General features: G+C 37.7%; 20 protein-coding genes. 13 read left to right on the forward strand and 7 right to left on the reverse strand.

Annotated elements, in window-relative coordinates; all coding sequences use genetic code 11:
- The first annotated feature begins 4 nt into the window (after positions 1 to 4).
- From B7E04_RS18055 to B7E04_RS18065, 3 genes are all read left to right on the forward strand, one after another.
- Positions 5 to 1,111, forward strand: a complete 1,107-nt coding sequence (locus B7E04_RS18055) for a DNA topoisomerase IB (RefSeq protein WP_080779954.1) — start codon at positions 5 to 7, stop codon at positions 1,109 to 1,111.
- Positions 1,112 to 1,593: 482 nt separating this feature from the next.
- Complete coding sequence (pruA, locus tag B7E04_RS18060; RefSeq protein ID WP_080779955.1) at positions 1,594 to 3,219, forward strand: L-glutamate gamma-semialdehyde dehydrogenase; 1,626 nt, start codon at positions 1,594 to 1,596, stop codon at positions 3,217 to 3,219.
- Positions 3,220 to 3,567: 348 nt separating this feature from the next.
- Positions 3,568 to 3,786, forward strand: a complete 219-nt coding sequence (locus B7E04_RS18065; RefSeq protein WP_080779956.1) for a cytochrome C551 — start codon at positions 3,568 to 3,570, stop codon at positions 3,784 to 3,786.
- Positions 3,787 to 3,919: 133 nt separating this feature from the next.
- Here the strand turns inward: B7E04_RS18065 and B7E04_RS18070 are convergent, their stop codons facing one another.
- Together B7E04_RS18070 and B7E04_RS18075 are read right to left on the reverse strand one after the other, a co-directional pair.
- Positions 3,920 to 4,780 (reverse strand): TraB/GumN family protein, encoded by an 861-nt coding sequence (locus B7E04_RS18070; protein ID WP_165439469.1) that lies wholly within the window; start codon positions 4,778 to 4,780, stop codon positions 3,920 to 3,922.
- Between the two features lie 82 nt (positions 4,781 to 4,862).
- Positions 4,863 to 5,684 (reverse strand): helix-turn-helix domain-containing protein, encoded by an 822-nt coding sequence (locus tag B7E04_RS18075; protein ID WP_080779958.1) that lies wholly within the window; start codon positions 5,682 to 5,684, stop codon positions 4,863 to 4,865.
- Positions 5,685 to 5,838: 154 nt separating this feature from the next.
- Between B7E04_RS18075 and B7E04_RS18080 the strand changes: the two genes are divergently transcribed.
- The gene (locus B7E04_RS18080) at positions 5,839 to 6,048 is read left to right on the forward strand and encodes a hypothetical protein (RefSeq protein ID WP_080779959.1); all 210 of its coding nucleotides are present in this window, start codon (positions 5,839 to 5,841) and stop codon (positions 6,046 to 6,048) included.
- A gap of 513 nt (positions 6,049 to 6,561) precedes the next feature.
- Here the strand turns inward: B7E04_RS18080 and B7E04_RS18085 are convergent.
- Positions 6,562 to 8,235 (reverse strand): tetratricopeptide repeat protein, encoded by a 1,674-nt coding sequence (locus B7E04_RS18085; RefSeq protein ID WP_080779960.1) that lies wholly within the window; start codon positions 8,233 to 8,235, stop codon positions 6,562 to 6,564.
- Positions 8,236 to 8,477: 242 nt separating this feature from the next.
- Here B7E04_RS18085 and B7E04_RS18090 point away from each other — a divergent pair, with 242 nt between their 5' ends.
- Positions 8,478 to 9,638, forward strand: coding sequence for a thioredoxin fold domain-containing protein (locus B7E04_RS18090; protein ID WP_080779961.1), 1,161 nt, complete (start codon positions 8,478 to 8,480; stop codon positions 9,636 to 9,638).
- Positions 9,639 to 9,734: 96 nt separating this feature from the next.
- Here the strand turns inward: B7E04_RS18090 and B7E04_RS18095 are convergent, their stop codons facing one another.
- Entirely contained in the window at positions 9,735 to 10,433 is a 699-nt protein-coding gene (locus B7E04_RS18095; protein WP_080779962.1) for a hypothetical protein, read from the reverse strand.
- 239 nt (positions 10,434 to 10,672) lie between these two features.
- The gene (locus tag B7E04_RS18100; protein ID WP_062648653.1) at positions 10,673 to 11,695 is read right to left on the reverse strand and encodes a 3-oxoacyl-ACP synthase III family protein; all 1,023 of its coding nucleotides are present in this window, start codon (positions 11,693 to 11,695) and stop codon (positions 10,673 to 10,675) included.
- Positions 11,696 to 11,768: 73 nt separating this feature from the next.
- Here B7E04_RS18100 and B7E04_RS18105 point away from each other — a divergent pair, with 73 nt between their 5' ends.
- From B7E04_RS18105 to B7E04_RS18125, 5 genes are all read left to right on the forward strand, one after another.
- On the forward strand, positions 11,769 to 12,668 hold the full coding sequence (locus B7E04_RS18105; protein WP_080779963.1) for a magnesium transporter CorA family protein: 900 nt from the start codon (positions 11,769 to 11,771) through the stop codon (positions 12,666 to 12,668).
- Between the two features lie 253 nt (positions 12,669 to 12,921).
- Entirely contained in the window at positions 12,922 to 14,508 is a 1,587-nt protein-coding gene (locus tag B7E04_RS18110; protein ID WP_080779964.1) for a patatin-like phospholipase family protein, read from the forward strand.
- Between the two features lie 37 nt (positions 14,509 to 14,545).
- Positions 14,546 to 15,796, forward strand: coding sequence for a HEAT repeat domain-containing protein (locus B7E04_RS18115; protein ID WP_080779965.1), 1,251 nt, complete (start codon positions 14,546 to 14,548; stop codon positions 15,794 to 15,796).
- 366 nt (positions 15,797 to 16,162) lie between these two features.
- The gene (locus B7E04_RS18120) at positions 16,163 to 17,638 is read left to right on the forward strand and encodes a T9SS type A sorting domain-containing protein (RefSeq protein WP_080779966.1); all 1,476 of its coding nucleotides are present in this window, start codon (positions 16,163 to 16,165) and stop codon (positions 17,636 to 17,638) included.
- A gap of 61 nt (positions 17,639 to 17,699) precedes the next feature.
- Positions 17,700 to 18,470 (forward strand): hypothetical protein, encoded by a 771-nt coding sequence (locus tag B7E04_RS18125; protein ID WP_080779967.1) that lies wholly within the window; start codon positions 17,700 to 17,702, stop codon positions 18,468 to 18,470.
- On the opposite strand, the gene B7E04_RS18130 is transcribed toward B7E04_RS18125, so the two are convergent.
- Positions 18,471 to 19,001 (reverse strand): NAD(P)H-dependent oxidoreductase, encoded by a 531-nt coding sequence (locus B7E04_RS18130; protein WP_080779968.1) that lies wholly within the window; start codon positions 18,999 to 19,001, stop codon positions 18,471 to 18,473.
- A gap of 90 nt (positions 19,002 to 19,091) precedes the next feature.
- On the opposite strand from B7E04_RS18130, the gene B7E04_RS18135 reads away from it, so the two are divergent.
- From B7E04_RS18135 to B7E04_RS18145, 3 genes are all read left to right on the forward strand, one after another.
- On the forward strand, positions 19,092 to 19,481 hold the full coding sequence (locus B7E04_RS18135; RefSeq protein WP_080779969.1) for a winged helix-turn-helix transcriptional regulator: 390 nt from the start codon (positions 19,092 to 19,094) through the stop codon (positions 19,479 to 19,481).
- Positions 19,481 to 20,080: a hypothetical protein gene (locus B7E04_RS18140; protein WP_139785440.1), complete on the forward strand. Its 600-nt coding sequence runs from the start codon at positions 19,481 to 19,483 to the stop codon at positions 20,078 to 20,080. Before B7E04_RS18135 ends, B7E04_RS18140 begins: the two co-directional genes overlap by 1 nt.
- 106 nt (positions 20,081 to 20,186) lie before the next feature.
- The gene (locus B7E04_RS18145; protein ID WP_080779971.1) at positions 20,187 to 20,696 is read left to right on the forward strand and encodes a hypothetical protein; all 510 of its coding nucleotides are present in this window, start codon (positions 20,187 to 20,189) and stop codon (positions 20,694 to 20,696) included.
- Between the two features lie 30 nt (positions 20,697 to 20,726).
- Here B7E04_RS18145 and B7E04_RS18150 read toward each other — a convergent pair whose 3' ends face one another.
- On the reverse strand, positions 20,727 to 22,472 hold the full coding sequence (locus tag B7E04_RS18150; protein ID WP_080779972.1) for a tetratricopeptide repeat protein: 1,746 nt from the start codon (positions 22,470 to 22,472) through the stop codon (positions 20,727 to 20,729).
- Positions 22,473 to 22,612 lie beyond the last annotated feature (140 nt).

Below are 22,612 nucleotides of genomic sequence, written 5' to 3' on the forward strand. Positions count from 1 at the left end.
TTTTATGGAGAAGAATACAGATCTGGAAATCATTTCCCACCTAAAGCCTTCTAAAATTGTAAAGATCATGAAGGATCCCGAAGCCTCCGCAAAGGCGGTACATCTTGTATATACCACCGATGCGGAAACGGCCGGGATTACACGTAAGAAAACCGGAAAGAAGTACTCCTACTATAAAGACGGCGAAAAACTCAAAGACAAGGATGAGATTACCAGAATCAACAAGCTTGTGATACCGCCTGCATGGGAAAATGTATGGATCTGCGCATTAGATAACGGTCATCTCCAGGCTACGGGTTTTGATGTAAAAAAAAGAAAGCAATACCGTTATCATCCTTTATGGAGCGCACTCAGAAACCACACCAAATTTTACCGGATGCTTCAGTTCGGGTATGCACTGCCCAATATCAGGCTTCATGTAGAGCAGGATCTTGCGTTGCGGAATTTTGAAAAAAGAAAAATCCTCGCGTTGATCGTCAGCCTGATGCAGCGTACCAATATCCGGATCGGGAATAATGCCTATGAGAAGCTGTACGGCTCTTTTGGCTTAACCACTCTTAAAGATAAACACGTAAAAATCAACGGGCAGAAAATCAGCTTTTCCTTTAAAGGGAAGAAAGGAATTATGCACAGTATAGACCTCCGGAGCAGAAGGCTTTCAAGGCTTATACAGAAATGCAAAGATATTCCGGGAAAAGAGCTTTTCCAGTATTTTGATGAGGAAGGAAACCGCCATTCTGTAGACTCCGGGATGGTGAATGAGTATATTAAAGAAATAAGCGGTGAAGATTTTACGGCTAAGGATTTCAGGACCTGGTCCGGAACCGTGAGCGCCCTGATCGCCTTTAAAGAAATAGGCTATGCAGAAAACAACACCCAATATAAAAAGAAGGTAAAAGAGGCCCTGGACATCGTTGCCGAGCACCTCGGAAATACCAGCACAGTATGCAGGAAATACTACGTACACCCTCTCGTAATCAATCTTTATGAAAACAATACGATCAAAAAATACCTGGATGAACTGGAAATCATCGAAGAAAATGATGGTAAGGCCAGCTTAACGCAGGAAGAAAAACTTGTCCTGAAAATTCTTGAAAACGAGAAGATGTAGAAACTTCCAGCGGCGGTAAATAAAATTTAATTTCTCGCGCAGATTGAGCAGATCAGGCAGATTTTTTAATCTTTTATTTTCAAACAGCTTTCGTCTTATTTATTTCTCCAAATGTAAGAAATTCCGGCAGAAGTAAATAAAATTTTAATTTTTCATCCGCTCAATCTGCAAAAATCTGCGTGATTATATTTCTCACGCGGATTTGCAGATCAGGCAGATTTTTTAATCTTTTATTTTCAAACAGCTTTCGTCTTATTTTATTTCAGCAATTATTTTAAATCCGTATATCTCTGAAGAAATTGTCAAAAACGATTTAAAGGACAGAATAATTCTACTTTTCACACGAAATTTAATTTTTTTTTGAAGATCGGACCGTGATAAAGTTCATTTGCATAAGAACGGAGTGATTTTTTTTCTTTGCGTTAATTATTGTAAATTTGTATACCAACATATGGATCAATTTTAAAATAATACAACATAATATGTCAAAAGCAATTTCGCAAGTACCATTTGCAGTAAATGAACCGGTAAATTCTTATGTACCGGGATCTCCTGAAGTTAAAAGCCTTATCGCTACCTACAAGAAAATGTGGGCCGAGAAAACGGAAATTCCAATGATCATCAACGGGAAGGAGGTGAAAACGGACGAGAAAGTTCAGCTTCAGTCTCCTCAGGATCATGCTCATGATTTCGGGTTTTACTATAAAGGTACCATGCAGCATGTAGATGACGCCATCAACGCGGCACTGGTAGCTAAAAAAGAATGGAATGAACTGGGCTGGGAACAGCGTGCAGCTATTTTCTTAAAGGCGGCTGACCTTTTGGCCGGACCTTACAGAGACGTGATCAATGCAGCAACGATGATCGGACAGTCTAAGAATGTTCACCAGGCTGAAATTGATTCAGCATGTGAATTCATTGATTTCTTAAGATTCAATGTAGAATTTATGACGGAAATGTATTCTGAGCAGCCTGTTTCCGACAGCGGAATCTGGAACCGCGTAGAATACAGACCATTGGAAGGATTCTGCTTTGCAGTAACACCATTCAACTTTACGGCTATTTCCGGAAACTTACCAACGTGTATGGCAATGCTTGGAAACGTTGTGGTTTGGAAACCTTCCGATAAGCAGGTATATTCCGCCAAAGTAATCATGGATGTACTTACAGAAGCAGGGCTTCCTGCGGGGGTAATCAACATGATTTTCACGGACGGAAAAGATACCGCAGAAAAAGTACTGGCACATCCGGATTTTGCAGGTCTTCACTTCACGGGATCTACGAAAGTATTCCAGGGAATGTGGAAAATGATCGGTGATAATATCCACAACTACAGAACGTATCCGAGAATTGTAGGTGAAACCGGAGGAAAAGACTTTGTGATCGCTCACCCTTCTTCCAATGTAGAAGCAGTAGCTACTGCTTTGGTAAGAGGCTCTTTCGAATACCAGGGACAGAAATGTTCTGCGGCTTCAAGAGCATATGTTCCTAAATCTCTTTGGGCTGACGTGAAAAAAGTAATGGAGACGCAGATCAATTCTATCAAAGTAGGTTCTCCTGAAGATCCTTCCAACTTTGTTAACGCTGTAATTGACAAGAATTCTTTTGAAAAATGCAAAGGATATATTGACAGAGCCAATGCTTCCGGTGAAGCTGAAGTAGCCATCGGAGGAAAAACAGATGATTCCAAAGGATGGTTTGTATATCCAACCGTGATAGAAACCACCAATCCTCATTACGAAAGTATGGTAGAAGAGATTTTCGGGCCTATCCTGTCTGTCTATGTATATGAAGATCAGGACTGGAAAGAAACGCTGAAACTAGTAGATTCCACTTCTCCGTATTCATTAACAGGTTCTGTTTTCGCACAGGATCGTTATGCCATCAATGAGGCATTTAAAGCTTTGGAAAATGCTTCAGGAAACTTCTACATCAATGACAAGCCGACAGGTGCCGTTGTAGGACAGCAGCCTTTCGGTGGAGGAAGAGCTTCCGGAACCAATGATAAAGCAGGTTCTAAAATGAACCTTCTGAGATGGACGTCCGTGAGAAGTATCAAAGAAACTTTTGTTTCTCCAAAAGACTATAAATATCCGTATTTAGGATAATAGCGTTGCCGGTGAATATGAGTAATGAGTAATCGGCAATGAGTAATATAGGGCCCTGGGATTTATTTCCGGGGCCTTTTTATGATTGATAAATGATAATTGATAAATGATGATTGATAGGCAATGGGTAATAAATAATAAGTAATGAGTAATAAGTAATTGGGTTTATGGTACTCCATCTCTAAACCTTAAACCTTAAACCTTGAACATTGAACATTGAACTTTAAAACCCGGAACCTTCAAATCTCTAACACCTTTTAACAAACTTTATCTATGTTTTAATATTTCTCAGTATCGGTTAGGAATAATTATTGAACTTTCATAGATAACACTAAAAAATAAAATATTATGAAAAAGTTATTGTTAGCAGCTATTGGATTAGGATTAGTTGTTGTGAGCTGCGGAACCAAAGAATCTTCCATGTCATCCAACAATTCGGATTCAGTGGCAGTAGATAAAGCCAAAACGGAAATGCCTGCTGTAACGGATACTACAAAGACGGTAACTCCTGTTGATACCGCTAAGATGAAAACAGATTCTACGGCTACAGTAGTTCCGGCTAAATAAATAGAACATCAGTTTAATTTAAAAATGGAAAGTCCGCAGATGAAATTTCTGCGGACTTTTTTTTGCAAAACCGTCATGTTTCTCAGGTCATTTCAATTTGCAGTTTCTTCTGAAGATATCTGAATCAGTCATTCTATAATTTCATAGGAACCGGCTCCACAGAATATCCAAGACTTTTAAATTTTTCTATCAGTCCGCAGGTATAGGAGAAATGCCCCAATCCTACTGCCAGGAAGACATTGTTCTCTTCAATCAGGTCCGGAAGAATTTCCATCCACTTCCCGTTTCTTTCAGTCACAATAATCTGATCACCTTTACTTAGGCTTTCACAGGATTTATCAAATATATATTTGTCTTTAAGTTCCAGATAATCATTCTGTATTCCTTTGCATTTTTTGTCATTGGAAGCCATTGCTTTCTCAAATCTGCTCAAAGTTCCCCTGATGACAGCAGTTCCCGATTTGAATTTTGGTCCTTTTGCCTGATCGAGATAATCCTGCTGCATTTTAGAGGTTTCCAGATACATCAGTTTTTTACCGTTTTCTTCTCCCATTTTCTGTATGTAGCCGTCCAGCATATACTTATCCGTTCCGTCACATCCGGACTTCCAGATTCTTAACTGCATCATTTTCACAATCTCATCCCGACGCAGCTTTTTAAGGTTTATTCCGCTTTTTTTAAAAACGTTCTGCAGCCTGGCATAATCTTCAGCAGATAGTTCGGATTCCAGATCATTGGAGTCAGGACGGCTGTTGAATTCTTCTATTATCTTGTCTTTTTTAACTTCAGATTCTGTAATCACCAGATCGCTTGCTTTCAAAGAATGATCGATCACCGGATATTGATTATAAAAAGTTTCCCCGGCCATATGCATGGTTCCAAAGAAATAAGAAATGTGCTTTCCGTTTTTTGAAGCTACTTTCCAGAGATAAGTTTCCTGTGAAAAAGTAATAACAGAAAAGAGAATAAACAGAAGCATAAGTATTTTGTTCATTAGATTTTCCATAATTGATTTTGTTTTTTGTTTGATCAAAAATAGAAATTCAACAGATTAAAAAATTGTAAAAATGTAAACCTCAGAGAAAAAACCAGTTAATACTTTCATCCTGGTACAATGAATCATCTTTAAAAAATTTACCGGGAGTGAAGTCCGTTAAAGATTTGAAATCTTTAATCAGGTGGGACTGGTCGTAGAAAAGATGGTCATAGCTAAGTTCTGTCAGGCTTATCTTCCTGTCCATACTGTTGATCAGTGTTTCTCTGAACCGCTGGATTTTCCGGAAATCCGAAGGACTTTTGCACAGATGCAGGTCAAAAAGCTTGCTGACCGTCTGTCTGCTTGTTTTATATTCAGCAGCCAGATCTGTCAGTGATATTTCGGGATCATAGATCATATGATCTGTTAATTTCCCCAAAAAAGGATGATTAAACCCTAACAGTTTAGATATCCAGTACTCCTCAATCATCTCTATCCTTTTCTCAAAATCCGTTTCATAAAGCATGTTTATCATTGAATCCTGATAATCATCAAAAGGCAGAAAACTGTTAAAAAAAGTACCGGTATACTGTTTCAGCGGTTCAGTAAGAAATGCATTCAGGCCTAAAGGTTTAAAATAAAATGTAATTTCGTTGATCTGCCCTTTCATGGTTATCCTGATCGGCTTTTTATAATGACAGATCAGGCTGGAAACAAATCTCCCGTTTGACGAGCCGATGGCTGTCACACTGTTATGGCCAAATTCCATCTTTATATTTTCGCAAACGGAAATAATGCTGTAATTATTCGGGAATGTAAGATACCGCATATCCTCTTCACCGGCGCTGCGGGTCAGGAAATAATACCCTTCCATATAAGCTGCCAGTACAGGATCCTTTGGTTTAAACAGTTCCAGCTTCATGTTTCAGAATATTGATCATATCGTTTAATAAGTAGCAAAATATCTTTATTTATTACACTAAAAACAAATTTTCGATGAATATATTACACATCATCCCAAAACTCTCAATATTTCGCTATATTTGAGTATACTAAACATTAAAAAATTGACTATTATGAAAAAATTATGGATAGGAGCTGTTCTTGGAATTCTGTTTTTGGGAAGCTGCGCCCAGAACAAAGAGAAAAGAGAAGAGTTCAAGGATGACCACAACAAAGAGGCTCTGAGAAATAATATGGGTGATTCTGCGGTAGCCAATTCTGAACCGGCTCCGGCCTCTCCGGACAGTACCAGGGTAAAAACTGACAGTACTGCCACTAAATAAAATAACAAATCCGCAGCATAACTGCGGATTTGCACTTAAAAAAACTTGACTGAAAAAAACCGGGCAATCAACCCCGATTGTATTATTAATACCTTTTCGTTAAAAGGTTATTCCCTCAATAAAAAGATTTCTTGTTTCTTACTGAAACCGTTAATATCCGGGCCGGCCGGCATCACTGCAAATTCTTCCATCTGCACAGAGAAAAGCATCCGGAAACAGCAATGCCAAATCGACCCTAAAATGTTCTTCATCTGTTTAATGACTAATTAAAAAATTTTCATGTCTGACTCGGATATTTTCCAGGTCGGTCTATTTTTTTAGTTTTAAATATCAGATTTGAGCGCTGTTCTGCTTCAGAGGAATGAACAGATTAAAAAAATATGAGTGACAATGCAGTAATTTATTCCCCTTAAAGCTGGCGCAAAGATATAGATGCGAATACTTTACGTAAAACAATAGGTTATCAGTTTTCATGAAAATGAAAAGACAGAATAGACAAAAAGAGCCTCATTCTTAATTATTTTCGCGAAAATGAATATTTTTTCCGCCCGGGTTTTCGGTGTCAAGGTATTTAATGTAGGCAGAAGGAGAAAAATCCGTCACCGCTTTAAATACCGTAGCAAATTTACTGTGTGAAGAAAAACCGCATTCATCGGCAAGAATACTGATCTTATATTGTCTGTACTTTTCATCATTGATTAATTTATCAACAATATAATTTATCCTCAAACGGTTGATGTATGTTTTCACATCGGTGCATTTATGCTGATTGATCACATAAGAAAGGTATTTGGTATTGGTATTGAGTTCAGCAGCCAGGAATGACAACGACATATTTTTACTGTTGTACAACTCCCCTTTTTCAAATTCTTCAAGAAGTTCGAGGAGTTTCGCCTCCGTTTCAGAGGTCATCAGGGAGTCATTTCTTTTTTTATCATGCCCTCCAATTCTGTCATCCACTTCTTCCACCGAAATATTTGAAAAATCAGAATCTTCTCTTTTTAAGGGTGTAGGCTCACTTCTGTTACTGAGCATCTGCAGCTGTGTCCTGATAATATTCCTGAGCTTTGAACGCTGCTTCTTCTGCTTTGTTTTAAAGAAGATAACTATACCGATCAGGGTGGTCAGCAATACAATAATAGCGGCATTTTTTACAATACTGATCTGTTTGCTTTTCGTACTGCGCTTTGCCGGGCTTTCCGGACTTTTAAGGGCAAACTCACGATTTCTTGCGACAAGACTGTCATAAGCCCGTACGTATTTTACAGCATAAAGAGACGCTTTGGCATCGTCACCTGTTCCTTCATAATAATCATTAATATTGGAATAAACCGCTTTTTTCAGCTTCAGGCTTTTGGAGCTGTCTGCTATATCTTCAGCTTTTTTCAGGTATATTTCTGCATCTTTCCAGTTTTTCTGCCTGAGACGGATACCGCCAATCCCGTTATACACCAAACCCAGAACACAACATTGGTTGTTCAGAAGGGATTCTGCTTTCCGGTAATAGTTCTCGGAAAGTGTATAATCTTTAAGCTTGAAATAAATATCCCCGAGAATCTGGTAAGAAGCAGCAACAAGTCTTTCGTTATCTTCCTCAGCATCTTGCCCGAAAGCGTTTAATGACCGTTCAATATACTGCACTGCATCTGAGTAGCTGCCCTGCTCCATTTCATAGTAAGCCATTTCCTGATTCAAAAGGCCAAGCACTTCGCCCCTCTTCTGAACATTGTTGATCCGTTTTGCCCCTTCCATTCCCTGAAGAATATATTTCCTGGACCTTTCATGAAGTCCTACAAGACGGTATTCTTTAGCCAGGAATCGGTTAACCCTGGAAAGCCATTCGGCATCATCAATCTGTTTTAGCAGAGAATGTGCATTTTCGCCGTAACAAATGGATTTTTTAAACGCGCCGGCAGAATGGTAAAGTTCCGCAGAAAGCAAAAGGCTTTTTACTTTGTCCAAAGGTTTCTGGGCAGCCATATAAAGAGAATCAGCTGTCTTCAGAGATTTAGGGATATCTTTTGAGGCCACCTGAACGGCTGTTCCTTCGCAGATCTGGTCAAACCCGTTTTTTTTCTGAGCCCACAGAGGAATGGCAGCAGTGAACAAAAACAACAACGTAAAAAGACTCCTGGATATAAAAAAATAAATTATTATCTGGGTTTTATAATAATTTATCATTTTCATGGGTAGTCTTTTTGTTTTTTACAAAGCTACTAATATTTTATTTTTTATTAAAATATTCTTTAATTATTTAATTTTTTTAACTATAAATGGAAAAATAATTTATTTTAATCATATAACATCCATAATTATCACATTAAATAGATTTATTATTTATTAAAAATAAAATATCCGCAACTATTTTCTGTTTACTTCTACCTATATGTTAACATAATTATTACATTTGTAACCTAGTAAAAAGTTTTATGAAAAAATTAGCAATATTTTCTTCCGTTTTTATAGGAATACTTGCCTTTGCGCAGGGAATTAAATTTGAAGACAGCAATTTCTCAGCTGTCCTCGCCAAAGCAAAAAAAGAGAACAAACTGGTCTTTGTAGATGCCTATGCATCATGGTGCGGGCCTTGTAAGTTAATGGTAAAAAATATTTTCCCGCTTCAAAGCGTAGGAGACTTCTACAACTCGCATTTCGTAAATGCCAAAATAGATATGGAGAAAGGAGAAGGAATAGGTCTTGCCAAAAAATATAACGTTAAAGTATTCCCAACCTACCTTTTCATTAACGGTGACGGTGAAGAAGTGCACAGGACCTTAGGCTACGTGGAGGAAAAAGATTTCATCCAGTTTGCAAAGGATGCTGAAGACCCAAGCAAAAGACTCACTTCATTAAAGAAAAAATTTGAAGGCGGAGAAAAAGATCCTGAGTTTCTGAAAAACCTGGCAACGCTTACCATGTATAATGATTCTGAATTTGCAGGTAAAGTACTAGACCGTTATTTCCAGCAGAAAACCACTATGGATCAGGAAGATATACAATTGCTTCTTACTGCAACCCAGAGTACGGAAGGCCCCCTCTATAAAATATTCCAGACCAGGAAAACTGAAATTGTAACAATTTTCCCGGAAGACAGATATGCAAAATTTGATAAAAATGTAAAGATAAATACAGTTATTAAAAAATCTTATAATGCAGATACAAAATCATGGAATGACAGCTATTACCTGACAGAGTCTCAAAAATTCCTTACTAAAGAAGAATCTGAAAAGATTTTAAAAAGAGCAAAAGCCAGCAGAGCACTGAAAGATAAGGATATTCCAACCTATGAGAAACTGATGCTTGAAATGTATAAGGATTATTCTGCTGCAAGTTCTGAAGAACTGAACTCTATAGCATGGAATTTCTTTGAAAATGTAAGCAATAAATCTTCTCTTGAAAAAGCAGTAGCCTGGGCTCAGGAATCTGTAAAGAAAAGTGAAAACTACGCCAACACAGACACACTTGCCAACCTTTACAATAAGATAGGAGATAAAAAGAATGCAAAGATCTGGGCTGAGAAATCTGTTCAGCTGGCTAAAACTGAAGGACAGGATTCTACGGATACCGAAAAACTGCTGAAAAGCCTTTAATCGATCTATAAAATAAAAAGACTCCGGCGGGCTTTGCCCGCCGGAGTCTTTTTATTTAAGTGAAAAGTATTTGAGATTCTGTAATAGCCGGGGTTATCAGTTATTATAAACCAACACCTGCATTTTTGTGAGCATGGCTTCGGTATCACCGTTGTATCCCACATACGCTGAAGGAAGAAAGTTTACCGTAGCATTTCCGCTCCATGCACTGTATTGTACTTTAAAGGTATACGTTCCGGCAGGTAAACTAACTGATTTTAGAAATGTTACCGGCACCGGCATGCTTGATAAGGTTGTAGGGGTTCCCGGAAAATTTCCTGCCTTGGAAGCAAAGGCGGAAGATATTTTAACGCCGTTTTGCTGTAAAGAAAATACGCCCTGTGTAGAATTTCCATCTGCTAAAGTCACAAATCCCAGAATAGTAAATAAAAATGTCTGGCTCATTCCGGCAGGTACCGTTAGAATCAGAGTTACTCCGGGAACATCGGCTGTTGTACCTTGAGCAACAGTTGCTGCTGTTGTACCCTGTACGTAATGTGCGGCAGCGATGGTTCCGCTTACTGTATTAAGTGTTTTCCAGTTGGGAGCAACCCCCGGACCGTTTGAGCTAAGAACCTGTCCGGAAGTACCGGCACTTCCTGTAGTGGAAGTTGTGCCTCCCACATTAATTTCATTTACGACCTGTAAAGAGCCGTTAACGTGTAGATTTTTTTGTGGAGTTGGAGTACCAACACCTACTTGCGCATTGAAGACTAAGGGAAAAATCAAAGCAGCAAAGAATAAATTAGTTTTCATTGTGCTTAAATTTAAAGTTAATATGTTTTACTATAAAATTACATCATTTCAGCAACATATATTGAAGAAAATTAATCAATATTAAATAATCAATTATTTTTTTTCAAAATTAAAACAATAACTTTAAATAAAAAATCGATATATGTCGATAATAACTCTACTTTTTCAAACAAATTTTTGAACAAAAAAGAGGCTGTCTAAAAAATAGCCAGCCCCTCTTATTTATTTAAAGTTTAAAATTAATATTCAAACAAGACACTTCCCCATGTAAATCCGCTTCCAAAAGCTGAAAGCAATACCAGATCCCCTCTTTTGATCTTTCCTTCCTCAATGGCTTCACTTAAAGCAATAGGAATAGAAGCTGCCGTAGTATTTCCGTATTTCTGGATGTTATTGTGGATTTTTTCATCCGGCAGTCCGAATTTCTGCTGAACAAACTGCGCAATTCTGAGATTCGCCTGATGAGGAATGAACATATCAAGGTCTTCAATTGTTTTCCCTGCTTTATCCAGTGCTTCCTGCATCGTTTCCGGGAATCTTGTCACCGCATGCTTGAACACGAAGTTTCCGTTCATTATCGGATACACCTCTTTATTGGTAACGTTTTCCGGTTCTTTTCTCATTCTGTCGCTCCATCCGTATTTAGAACCCGGGAACTGGGTGCACAGTTCGTCTGCATATTTCCCTTCAGAATGCATATTAACCGCCAGAATATCCCCTGCATTTTCATCTTCTGTAGCTGAAAGCACGATGGCTCCTGCCCCATCTCCGAAAATCACGGAAACGCCCCGCCCTTCATCGGAAAAATCCAGTCCGAAAGAATGAATCTCCGCTCCTACCACCAGTATATTTTTATAAGTACCTGATTTGATAAAGGCATTGGCAACACTCACCGCATACACAAACCCTGAACACTGGTTTCTCACATCCAGAGCGCCAATAGTGTCACAACCCAGCATATCCTGGAGCAAAACACCACAACCAGGAAAATAATAATCCGGAGACAGGGTCGCAAAAACTATATAATCAATATCCTTAGCGGTAAGCCCGGCTTTCTCTAAAGCTTTTTCAGAAGCTTTGAATCCTAAATATGCTGTGGTTTCCTGAGAATCATTCCTGTTTTGTCTGTGTCTTCTTTCTTTGATGCCTGTTCTTTCAGTGATCCATTCATCATTCGTGGTCATTAGTTTAGCTAAATCATCATTCGTAACAACATTGTCTGGAACATAAAATCCGATCCCTTTTATTGTACTTTTAATCATATAGTTTTTTTAATTTTGGCAAAGATAAAATTATTTAAAACATAGTTTTTCAAAATATTAGTATTTTTATCATATGCCAATCGACACGTTATACAGAGATTCCCAGTGTGAATGGGTAGATGTAGAGGCTCCCACAGCGGAAGACCTGAAATTTCTTCACGAAAGATACGAGATCAACAATCTTCTCCTTGAAGATACAACGGATCCTAACCACCTTCCGAAATATGAAGAAGATGGCAATGTAAAATTTTTCCTGCTCCGTGAAAGTACAGAACTGGAAAGAAAGAACCTCAACACCATCAGTGACATCAGCACCAAGATTGGAATCTTTCTTCTCGAAAATACCATCATCACGATCCACAGGATGAAGACCAAAAGTATCTCGGAGACTAAAAAAGAGCTTTCTTCCATGCAGACTGAAGTGCCTTCTTCAAAAATTGCCTTAATGATTGCCCTGCTGGTTATGAAAAGCTTTGATGATGAATCTATAAGCCTTCTGGAAACAATGGATAATATTGAAAACGAGATTTTCCTTAAAAATACAAATCACACCAATCAGATCAGAAGATTATATAAGCTGAAAAGAAAATCAGGGCTGAACTCCCGGGTACTAACGATTTCTACGGATGCTGTTGACAAATTCAAGCTGTTGAATCTCCAGGATTCCGAAATTGTCGATCTAAAAGATAAGCATAAGGACGTGGTAGCGGATTTTGATCATTTAAACATCCAGATTACCAACCTTATTTCTATGTTCCTGGCACTTTCAGACCAGAAGGCCAATCAGGTCATGAAAGTTTTGGCTATATATTCCGTGTATTTTTTACCGATCACCTTTATTGCCGGTGTTTACGGAATGAATTTCGACAATATGCCGGAGCTTCACCATAAGAACGGGTATTTTATTACGTTGGGATTGATGGCTTTGGTGGTGATCTGTACATTTATTTATGCAAGGCGTAAACAGTGGTAAAAAAGGGAAAAATCCTGAAACTGTAATAGGGATTTGTTGCTAACTTTAAACAGTCGTAATCCATATTGTGTTGGTTAGCGCAAAGGCGCTAAGTTTTATGATGATGAACTGTTTTTAAGGCGCAAGGATTTTATCTGCGATAAAACTGAATACTGTTGATTTTCTTGGGCCTTACAACATAAAACATTTTTAAACTCATTTCGTCTTTGCGTTAACCAGCAACCCAGATAAAAAAACAAATACCAAACCATCCATGAAAGCTGAAATCCTAGATAAAATCCTTGAGGAAGATGTACTTTCCAGGGCATCTAAAGAAAAATTATCTGCGCTGCAGAAGAATATTTCTGCAAAAGAATTTTCTGACCTTCTGGATGCACAGGGAAATCAATATGTAGAGTTTGTGCAGGAAGGAGGAGGTGTCTGGGGAAGCGCCCTGGTAGGCTACCTGTACGGCCTGGAAATTTTCGGAGTCCGTTTTCTGAAAGTGGCGGGAACCAGTGCAGGAGCCATCAACACCATGCTTATTGCCGCCTGCAAAACCAAAGAAGAATCCAAAAGTGATGTGATCAGGGATATTCTCTTCAGCTGGAATTTTGCAGATTTTATGGATGGAAAAACGTACGTAAAAACAACCATTCATGCGGTTCTGAACAATAAGGATTTCTTTAAGATCAATGCGATTATTGCAGCAGTCATTATGATTATCCTGATAGCCATCCCTTTTGCAGCCCGGCCTGAAACGACACTCAGCGCCAAACTGCTTTTCCTTATTCCGTTAATTCCCGTTGCTATTGCTTTTTTCTGTATCAAAAAGTTTTATAATGACTTCAGAAAGCAAAACAGCGGATTCAATCCGGGAAATACATTTCTAAGTACCATGCAAGGTGTTCTGGACGGTTTCGGAATCAAAACAGTGGCTAATCTCAATGAAAAGTTTATTCAGAAGGAGCATGCTCTGAATCTAAACTACCGCTATGGCAATTCGCAGGAATATTATACCATAGCCCTGAAAAGCATTGAAGCCATAAAAGATAAAAATTTGGAGCATATTGACCAGACACGCTACAGAATATTCTACGAAAGTGCGGTGAATAATGATTATTACAAAAACAATCCGTTTTACCAGCTTCGTTCGGAATATGTGGTGATCACTACTGATATCAATGCCAAAATAAAGGTAGAGCTTCCCACCATGGCTAATCTGTACTGGTCTGAAGAAGAGCTGAAACACATCAGCCCTGCTGAATTTGTAAGGGCCTCAATGTCTGTCCCGTTCTTTTTTGAACCCTTTCAGAAAAGGATTAATAAGGATGATGATTCGGTGAAATATGCCTGGAAATTCTGGATGAATACGAAACCGGAAGACATCTACCCCGCCGGACTGTTCATAGACGGCGGCAGTATTTCCAATTTCCCGATCGATATTTTTCATGCCAGCGATGTTTTTTATCCGAGGATGCCGCTTTTCGGGGTACAGCTTACCAGCGATTCCGATCTTCTGTCTGAAAAAGGAAAAACCAGTGAAGAAATTCTTAAAACACCTTTTTCTTACGCAGGAAATATCATCAGTACTTTAAAAGGTTTCAATGACAAATCATTTCTTACTAAGCATAGCTTTTACCGGCTTTACAGCATCCAGAGCGTCAACTGTGGTACCAGCAGCTGGCTGAATTTCTTTATGAAAAGAGAAGAAAAAGAGGATCTTTTTAACAGGGGTTTCCAGGCTGCCCTTGATTTTCTCAACCAGTTTGACTGGGAAAAATATAAGTATGAAAGGATGCTGCTTTCGATGAAGGAGAAAAAGATCCTTAAAGAAGAGGATACGCCTACGGTGGGATAGGGAAATTTGAGTATTTTAGCTCCCTGGATTACGAAAAATGAAAAAATTAATTGCCATAACCTTTTTACTCACTTTTACATTCTTATCAGCTCAGAAAAAAACGATAAAAGAATTCAGAAAGGATTTTGAAAAGGCGGTCAATGCAGATCTTACTGAAGACCAACTCAATAATTTATTCCGGGATTACCCACTTATTTTAACTCCTCACAGTGATACTACCCAATTATTTTCCATGTTAGAGGGAAATAATCGTGATGATCATTCCATGTCCGGTTTTAAAGCTGACAAGTTGTATCGACAAAACATTGATCAACTGCTGGGATCTGCCAATTCCAACAAAAGAATTCTTGCTTATCTGTTGGTAGCATCAACCCAGGATCATTCAAAGGAACAGATCCTGCTGGAGAAAATTAAAACAGAAACCGATAAAGGAACACTTATCTGGTCCGGTATGGCTTTATTAAGTTTAAAGACAGGTCATACAGATGAATTATTCGATTTTCTTATAAAAAATGAGGATTTTGGTGATGCTCATATGCTTCCCATGTATTTTAATCTGAATAAAGATTCTTTAAGGAATACCGCCTATAAAAAGATGGACAGCCCGGATGAAAACTCAAAAGTTCTGGCAGTACAAATGTTGTCCAAAACAGAAAACAATGTCAAAACAGAACAACTGGTAAAAAATGCGGTGAAAAATTGGGATATCAATCTAAAAGGATATGCAATCTATACTTTAGGAGAACTTCAGATGCCAGATCTTCTCGGTCTGCTTCAACCTTTACTAAATAACGAAAAAACAAGAAATATTTCTTTGATAGCTTTAGCCAGCAGCCCTACAAAAGCAGACCGGGATTATCTTATTTCACAGGTCAATACCAGTAAAAAATTTGATGAGGACATCATGAATGCTTTATTCAATTCCAAAAACCCTGAGAATCTCAAATTCTGGTTAACTACAATACCCAATAAAGAAATCCCCAAAGACTATTATTTTTTCATTCATGACCAGCCTTTATTAGCCGATGATGAGATGCTGGAGCCTTTGCATACAGCTCTTCAGAATATAAAAAATAATCATGTTTTAGGAGAACTGGTAAGGGCTTTACAAAACAGATCCGATGACATAAGTGTTAATTTAATGCTATCCCTGCTTAAAAGTCCAAGCTCAACAGTACGGTACTGGACCGCTGAAACTATAAAAGATAATCCCAATCCCATATTACAGTCTAAAGAAAATCAAAAACTGATAAAAAAAGGATTAGAAGATGGTAATTCTGTTGATTAGACATTAATTTGATTGTAATAAAAACCGAATAACCGTTTTATAATTTCCAAACCTTTCAGCTGAAGATCCGGAAGTCTGGAAAAGCGATCATTTTCAAATCAGCCAGGCAGTGGTTGAAATTACAGCTTTTGACAGCAGCTACACTATTATTAAATTTACAGATAAAAGAATTTCAGACCTGTTCAAAGAATACTTTAAAGAGCAAGCTCTGAATTTACAGGAATTTGCTGAAAAATCTTAACACAAACAAATTAAAAAGATTCAGCATCGATCAGCCGGAAAATTGAAAATGTAGATTATAAAGAATAATATTTTTCGTACATTTATCCAAAATACACCTCATTATAAACTAATAATCAGTGAAATATGAAGAAAATTTCTATCTTTTTATCCATAAGTTTATCAGTCGTAACCTCTGCACAAATATTCACCCAAACCCATAAAATAACGCCCACTGAAAGGAAAATTGCTGATATTTTCGGGTTCAATTTACTGCTTAAAGATAATGTGCTGTTCAGTTCTGCTGCAGGCAATAATTCTGATTCGAACGGAGACAATATCATGCCTAAAGCAGGAACATTTTTCATCTTCGAAAAAGAAAATAATACCTGGGCCCAAAAAGCAAAACTTGCTCCTCCTGACCGTGCTCCTAATGATGCTTTCGGCGATAGATTTGCAGTTGACGGAGATGACCTGTTCATCAGTGCTCCATATAAAAACTTTAATGGAAACGGTAATGTAGGTGCAGTATACCTTTATAATAAAAATACGGCAGGAAGCTGGGTGATGACTCAAAAGATCATGCCGTTAAACACCACAGGCGGCGGATTCGGGAGCAGTTTATCTGCAGATTCAAAAATACTGGCAGTAGGATCCGCAAATGAAAAAGCAGCTGTGTATGAATACAACAGCAATACGCACCAGTTCGGATTCACCCAATATCTGCTGTTGCCCAACAATACCAATTCCAACAATGCCTCAGTTTTCGTAAAAGGAGAGATGATCTTCGTCGGCAAAAAAGACCAGGAGGTTAATGCGGTTTCCAATGCGGGCCAGGTCAATATTTTTAAAAAAAATCCTTCTACCGGTATCTGGGAAATTATTCAGACCATTAATTCTCCGCTTCCGGGCGAAAGACAGTTTGGCATTTATGTGTATGCAAAAGATGACTACCTGTTCGTAACAGCCCACCTGGACGCCTTTGTTGCCGTTTACAGATATAACCCTGCTTCAAACAGCTATGAACATACGCAAAATATTGCTAACAATACTTCATTTTTCGGAAGAACTGTTTCCCTGGAAAATGATATACTGGCTATAGGGGCACCGGCTGCTATGAACGGATCTTTGAACAGCGGAAGTGTTCAGATTTACAGAATAAAAGAAAACAGTTTCTGGGCAATGGACCAGGAAATCTATAATTCGGATCCTGCTTCTTTTGACGGATTTGGTTACGGAGTAAGCATCAATAATGGCAGAATAGCCGTTGGATCTCCTCACCACGATCTTGACTATGCAGGAAATAACAATATTTCCCAGGCTGGGGCAGCCTATATTTTTAATACGCCCAATAATCTTGCTGTGAGTGAAGCATCATCCGGAGGTTCTTATAAAATATATCCCAATCCTTTCACAACATCCGTTTCTGTTCAATTGGAAAAGGTATATGACGATTTAACCGCGGAAGTCTTTGATCTGTCCGGAAGAAAAGTGTACATAGCTGGTTTTTCAAAAAAACAATTCATTGATCTGAATCTGGAGTTCTTAGCCACCGGAACATACCAGATGACCGTTTCTTCAAAAGGGAAAACCCTGATCAGTTCAAAAATCATCAGAAAATAAATTATTGGAACAATACGGAATGAGCTGGTCAGATTTCTGATTTCTTTTTACAAATTTAAATATGGGAGGTTATCTGGAATTATATAAAACAGACAGCATTAAAATAAAAGAAAAACTGTACCACAAACTAACGGCTGATCATCTTCCGGAGGTTTATAATACCAATATGGAAGAATGGTACGGGACTTTTCAAAATTTTATAAAATCCCGGAAGCATACATTTGATTACCGGCACGTTTCTTATAAACCCATCATTGAAAAGCTCCAGAAAGAATTTTTTTTACTGGAACAATATGAATTCATGGCGATTCTGGAATGGTTTACCTTATATTATGAAACTGAACTGGAAACAAATGAACACTTTTTATCCGATCACGGACTGACCTCCATAGGTACATTGGGCTCCCGGTACGAAATGACGATCTTTTTCGGACTGGGATGTGATGGTGTTCTGACCCACTATTTTCCGCTTGAAGAAACACAGTCTTTCTGGAATGACGGTATGATGCCTCTTAACGCCGAAGAAATGGAGCTTGTTATAGATTATCTGGTTCTGCTTTGCTACAAAATAGCAGAAATGGATCAGTATCCCCATCTGAAAGAGCTTAAAAGCGATCTCGATGAGGATATTCTGAAAAGCAACCTGAATCTTGATCTCAGTACAAGCCGGCATATTGAATGGTACCTGGATCAGAAGCAAAACGGTGCTCATGACCGCGATATGGACCATTTATTTGAAGGCGGCTACCATTACATCCCGGGAATTTTATCAGATATTAAAAAGAATCTTTCCGGCTACCGGGAACTTATTTATAAGGATGATCTCTTCTGATTAAAAAGCATCCAGGAATTCCAGATACATGGGTACACTTCTTTCAATCCATTCTGAGGAAGGGTCATTTTCGATTCCGTAATATACAAACGGCTCTTTGTAATCTGCCCTGATGTATTCAAAAGTCAGTTCATAGGGACGGAAAAGCTCGTTCATGGTGTATTTATACTTTCCGGATGCACTGTACCCCTCTTCATCAATTCCTGCGGTGACCGCCAGGGACATCTTCTTCCCCCCTGCTTTGTATCCGCTTTTACTTCCGTATGCCCATCCGTAAAGAAGCACCTCATCAAACCACTTTTTCAGAAGCGGCGGGCTGCTGAACCAGTAAAACGGAAACTGGAATATAATCCGGTCATACTGCTCGATCAGCTGTTGTTCTTTTGCCACATCAATCTTTTCATCAGGATAAGCTTCATACAGGGAATGGACTGTATATTTTTCCGGATACTTCTGCAATTCTTCTATCCATCTTTTATTGATCACCGATTTCTCTATTTCAGGGTGAATAACGATTATTAATGTTTTCATTATATTAAATTTCTTCAGCAAAAATAATATACGTAACTTACATTTCAACCCTTAGTATCCCATTGTATGGTACTATAAAAAATGTAAGTAATGACTAAAATAAAGGAAACATCGACCAATTTTGCCAATAAGAAAGCACTTTCTGATGAGTGTCCGGAAATCTACGCCTCCAATACCATCGGCGGACAATGGGCATTGGCCATCTGCTGCTATCTGATCAACGGGAAGCTGAGATTTGGAGAGCTCAGAAAAAAATTAAATACCATTACAGAACGGATGCTTACGTTACAGCTCCGCAGACTGGAGCAAGACCGGATCATCACCAGAACCGTATACGCTGAAGTTCCGCCACGGGTAGAATATGAACTCACGGAGATCGGCTACAAGCTGAAACCTATTATTCTGGAATTTGAAAAATGGGGAATAGAGCATAAAGAAGTGATGAGGAATAAAAACTCGGAACATAATATTCAGAATTAATGATTAAAATATTTTCATTTTATTTTATACTGTTAAGTTTTAGCCTGTTGTTTTCGCAGAATATAAATGAGTATAATAAGATTTTAAAAATAGAAAATCAGCAATTCAACAGTTATGAAATAAGAATTTATCAGAAGTCGGCAATTTCTACCGGCTTAGATTTGTTCAAACTCTATAAAGACCGTGAAGAGAACTGGTTTGGAGAATATTATAGAACGGAGGTAGCTGTAAATCGGGAAATAAAAATTAAGAAATCTAATGTAAATCTTCCCGGGAATCCACAGCTGGTTTGGGCACAAATTCTTGCTACCGATGTTTTACACTTTCCGAAATGGGAAAGTATTCGATACAAGTTAGAAAAGAAAAATGGGAGTTATCTTTCAGAAGAGGGTGAAGTTCTATCTTCAACATCGCAATCATATATAGTGGATGGTATTTCATATTACGTAAAAATCAAAAACGGGGAAAATGAAAATGAAATTGAATATGATAATCCGGAATCCTATTTAAAAATGTATCCCCTTATTGACGAACTGATTTTTTTTAATAAATTACTAAGTTTATTAAAGAAAGAATTTAAAATTTTCAATAATAATTAAAATACAATTAATATTGCAATAAATAAAATATATTACTTTGCGCTTACAATCATTACATATTTAATTTTATGTACCTTTAACAAAACATCAACCACAAAAATAAATCATGAAAAATACAGCCTTTTTAATCAGCTTATCTGCTTCGCTTCTTTTTGGTATTTCCGTGAAGGGCCAGAAAATTTCAGACGGCCAGACCATAGATGTTAATGGTATGAGCGTTACTTTTAATATCCTCAATAAAGAAAGTGTGGAAGCAGGTGGTAAATCTTTTGACCGCTATAAGGTTTCCGCATCGGTAAAAAATACTACTGATAAAGCTTATAATATCCGGCTGTCTTCTTATCCGCAAATCGTTACCAATATCGGACTCGTAGAATTGGACTGCATGAATGCAACAGGAGCCAAGCTGACCTCTAAAAAAATTCAGCTCAAAATGAAAGCACAGATGATCAATGTGACGTATTCTGCCTATGACAAATCAGGAAAGTTTACAACCAGCACCATTCCCGTAACCGGAAGCTATTATTTTGATCCGGGAGATTCTATCAGTGATAATGCTATTTTCATTGTTCCTCAGGGTGAAAAACCGGATGTTTCCGTACGAAGCATGAGATAACCTAGAATAACGGATTAGGTATTTCCGGAATCAGATACTGTTTAAAACTTCACTTAAGCTGTCCTCTCTCCCAAGGCCAATTTTTGTTTTAATTTTGGTCTTATACACCCTTATGCTTCCTACGGTGAATTTTTCCAACAGCGAGATCTCCTTGGCGGTAAGATCCAGTTTGAAATAAACACACAGCTGCAGCTCCTGCTCGGTAAGAGAAGGATATTTCCGGGAAAGGTTTTCGATGAACTTTTTGTTTTCATGGGTGCTTTCATCGATGAGATTATTATTCTTTTTATCAATCAGGAGAAGATTGTTTATTTTAAGCTGAAGGCTTCGCAATATTTCTTCGGCATCAATATTATTTGATTTTTTTATTTTCTTGATATTTTCCAGGAATTCCCTTTCCGTCTCTGTCTTGATATTAAGATTAAGATGCAGATTATTGATTTTCTCTTTCTGAAGCTGCACGTTCTGCTCCAGTATTTTTCTTTGATTGTCGGAAATTACCTTTTCCTTGGTAAGAATTTCTTTTTCTTTAATAAGGAGTTCTTTTTCTTTATGATACACTTCATTCTTTCTTTTTTTCATCCGTACCAGAAGAAATATGATCCATGAAAAAATACCGATAAGAGCAGCAATACCCACCAAAAGAAAAATATTTTTCTTTTTTTCATATTCGGTTTCCTGGGCAACAGATTTAATAAGGTACTGGTCTGCAAAATTGAGCTTGGTTTCAATTTCCTGCCTGTGAATCTCATCATTCTCTTTATGGAGATCAATCAGCTTTTTGGAAACCACCTTCAGGTTTTGTATATCATTGGTTTTCAGGTAATAATTTTGAAGAATCACATTAAGCAGCATCTTGTTCTCATTCTTACTCATTTCGGGCTCCACGGATTCCAGTGAACTGATAATTTCCTTCGTCCCGGCAGGATTGATCAAAATGCTGTCATAGATGTTGATTAATGATTCTGCTGTATTAACAACCATTCCATAATTTTTATTAGCCAGCGAAAATTCGAGCTCTGATTGCAGCAAAGCCTCTGCCCTTTTATATTCTCCGGCTTTCCTGTAGTATCCTGCAAGCCCTTTTTTCATATAGTTTAAGAAAATTTTTTCCGTATTTCTTAAATCGGGCTTATCATTAAGGATTTTAAGTGCTTTTTCAGTTTCAGCAATGGCCCTTTTGAGCTGGTTCATTTTATCGTAGCACATTCCAAAATTATTATGCATGGAAGCTACATACAGCGTTTCATTGTCTTTTTTAAAAACTTCAAGCGCTTTTGCGAAGAAAACCAGAGCCTGTTCATATTTTCCTTCATTGTACAATATCCTTCCCTTGAAATGGTAAAGATTGCCCAGTGAATACTTTTGTTCGGTCTTTTCACTGGCTTCAATTGCTGCATCTATATATCGCAAAGCCCAGTCCGGAGCACTTTTTTCAAAATAGGCCGAAAGATTGTTATTACAGTTAACGGTAATAAAAGGATAGCGGTTATTATTAATTTTCAGAAGATCATAGCATAAAGGAATCTGTTTTTGCTTGTCGTTCCCGTAAATGGCAATTTCTACCTGCTTGCTGCTTATGAGGAATTTCTGCTTTCCTGTTCTGTGATATTTTTCCAGCTCCCGGGTAAATATTTCCTTCATTTTTTCAGGATCATTTCTTACTTCTATGGTAAGCTCCTTACTGATGGCAAGAAAATAATCATTCTCCTCTCCGGAGTGGCAGGAGATTAAGAATAGTAAAAAAAATAAAACAAGAGAGACGATTTTCCGCATTCAGTACAATGTTGTATTAACAATTTTACAAATAAATATTGTATTATCCCGTATACATTTTAGTTAATGACGTTCATTATTGAAATTAATACATTAAAAAAAATAATATACTGAAAAGCAAATACTTATATTTTTAAAAT

Origin of the sequence: Chryseobacterium phocaeense (assembly GCF_900169075.1) — a bacterium.
Classification (GTDB): Bacteria; Bacteroidota; Bacteroidia; order Flavobacteriales; family Weeksellaceae; genus Chryseobacterium; species Chryseobacterium phocaeense.

Bases quoted from the DNA above. Each gene is read 5' to 3' on its own strand.
- B7E04_RS18055 (WP_080779954.1), top strand. From the start codon at position 5: ATGGAGAAGAATACAGATCTGGAAATCATTTCCCACCTAAAGCCTTCT.
- pruA (WP_080779955.1), top strand. From the start codon at position 1,594: ATGTCAAAAGCAATTTCGCAAGTACCATTTGCAGTAAATGAACCGGTA.
- B7E04_RS18065 (WP_080779956.1), top strand. From the start codon at position 3,568: ATGAAAAAGTTATTGTTAGCAGCTATTGGATTAGGATTAGTTGTTGTG.
- B7E04_RS18070 (WP_165439469.1), bottom strand. From the start codon at position 4,780: ATGAACAAAATACTTATGCTTCTGTTTATTCTCTTTTCTGTTATTACT.
- B7E04_RS18075 (WP_080779958.1), bottom strand. From the start codon at position 5,684: ATGAAGCTGGAACTGTTTAAACCAAAGGATCCTGTACTGGCAGCTTAT.
- B7E04_RS18080 (WP_080779959.1), top strand. From the start codon at position 5,839: ATGAAAAAATTATGGATAGGAGCTGTTCTTGGAATTCTGTTTTTGGGA.
- B7E04_RS18085 (WP_080779960.1), bottom strand. From the start codon at position 8,235: ATGAAAATGATAAATTATTATAAAACCCAGATAATAATTTATTTTTTT.
- B7E04_RS18090 (WP_080779961.1), top strand. From the start codon at position 8,478: ATGAAAAAATTAGCAATATTTTCTTCCGTTTTTATAGGAATACTTGCC.
- B7E04_RS18095 (WP_080779962.1), bottom strand. From the start codon at position 10,433: ATGAAAACTAATTTATTCTTTGCTGCTTTGATTTTTCCCTTAGTCTTC.
- B7E04_RS18100 (WP_062648653.1), bottom strand. From the start codon at position 11,695: ATGATTAAAAGTACAATAAAAGGGATCGGATTTTATGTTCCAGACAAT.
- B7E04_RS18105 (WP_080779963.1), top strand. From the start codon at position 11,769: ATGCCAATCGACACGTTATACAGAGATTCCCAGTGTGAATGGGTAGAT.
- B7E04_RS18110 (WP_080779964.1), top strand. From the start codon at position 12,922: ATGAAAGCTGAAATCCTAGATAAAATCCTTGAGGAAGATGTACTTTCC.
- B7E04_RS18115 (WP_080779965.1), top strand. From the start codon at position 14,546: ATGAAAAAATTAATTGCCATAACCTTTTTACTCACTTTTACATTCTTA.
- B7E04_RS18120 (WP_080779966.1), top strand. From the start codon at position 16,163: ATGAAGAAAATTTCTATCTTTTTATCCATAAGTTTATCAGTCGTAACC.
- B7E04_RS18125 (WP_080779967.1), top strand. From the start codon at position 17,700: ATGGGAGGTTATCTGGAATTATATAAAACAGACAGCATTAAAATAAAA.
- B7E04_RS18130 (WP_080779968.1), bottom strand. From the start codon at position 19,001: ATGAAAACATTAATAATCGTTATTCACCCTGAAATAGAGAAATCGGTG.
- B7E04_RS18135 (WP_080779969.1), top strand. From the start codon at position 19,092: ATGACTAAAATAAAGGAAACATCGACCAATTTTGCCAATAAGAAAGCA.
- B7E04_RS18140 (WP_139785440.1), top strand. From the start codon at position 19,481: ATGATTAAAATATTTTCATTTTATTTTATACTGTTAAGTTTTAGCCTG.
- B7E04_RS18145 (WP_080779971.1), top strand. From the start codon at position 20,187: ATGAAAAATACAGCCTTTTTAATCAGCTTATCTGCTTCGCTTCTTTTT.
- B7E04_RS18150 (WP_080779972.1), bottom strand. From the start codon at position 22,472: ATGCGGAAAATCGTCTCTCTTGTTTTATTTTTTTTACTATTCTTAATC.